Origin of the sequence: Vibrio sp. T20, assembly GCF_007858795.1 — a bacterium.
Classification (GTDB): domain Bacteria; phylum Pseudomonadota; class Gammaproteobacteria; order Enterobacterales; family Vibrionaceae; genus Vibrio; species Vibrio satsumensis.
Window position 1 is genome coordinate 1 of record NZ_VFEB01000083.1, and the last position, 286, is coordinate 286.

Annotated in this window: 1 pseudogene; it reads left to right on the forward strand. The window is 43.0% G+C overall.

The window, feature by feature from the left end:
- Positions 1–46 precede the first annotated feature (46 nt).
- Positions 47–286, forward strand: a pseudogene (locus FTW16_RS08380) (molecular chaperone TorD); the annotation flags it as partial.

A 286-nucleotide genomic window follows, 5' to 3' on the forward strand; every position in this document is an offset into this window, starting at 1 on the left:
GACTGAGTACCCCGGGTATACGAAAGACGATATTAGGATCAATCCAATGAAAGATACAAAAGCGTTCAACGAACAAAGAGCAGAAATCTACTGGTGGTTATCAAGCTTATTCGCTAAAGAACTCACTCAAGAAGAACTCGATCACTACCACTCTGTTGACATTCGTTCTTTCCTAACTGGTTTAGGCGAAAATGAAACCCTAAAGCCAGCGATTGATAAGTTAGTGGACGCGCTGAACCGCCTACAAACACGTGAAGATGCTCAGCTAGAACTGTCTGCAGACTTT